Here is a 301-nt window from a genome sequence, read left to right on the forward strand (position 1 = left end):
GATAGGTGCCGGCGTCGTCCTGCCTGGTGAGCATGTTGCCTATTGGGTCGTAGGTATAATTCACAGCATGGCCGCCGGGGTCGGTTATGGAGGTGGTGTTATAGTTTTCGTCGCAGGCATAGGCTGTAAGCCCTCCCATGGGGTCTGTCACCGAGGTGACATTGCCGAAGGAGGGGTTGAAGCCGAAGGTGGTTTTATAGCCCCGGGGGTCTGTTAACTCCGAGAGTCCATCCTGGAAGTTCCAGGTAAATTCCGTGGTGTTGTTTAAGCCGTCGGCTGCTCCGGTCAGGTGGCCTTCCGC

1 protein-coding gene is annotated in these 301 nt (G+C 57.1%); it reads right to left on the bottom strand.

Annotation, left to right across the window (positions count from 1 at the left end; genetic code table 11):
- Window positions 1-301 (bottom strand): RHS repeat domain-containing protein (locus tag DCCM_RS02335; protein WP_165791988.1); only part of this gene is annotated, 301 nt, incomplete at both ends.

This window comes from Desulfocucumis palustris, from assembly GCF_002933875.1.
Classification (GTDB): domain Bacteria; phylum Bacillota; class Desulfotomaculia; order Desulfotomaculales; family Desulfocucumaceae; genus Desulfocucumis; species Desulfocucumis palustris.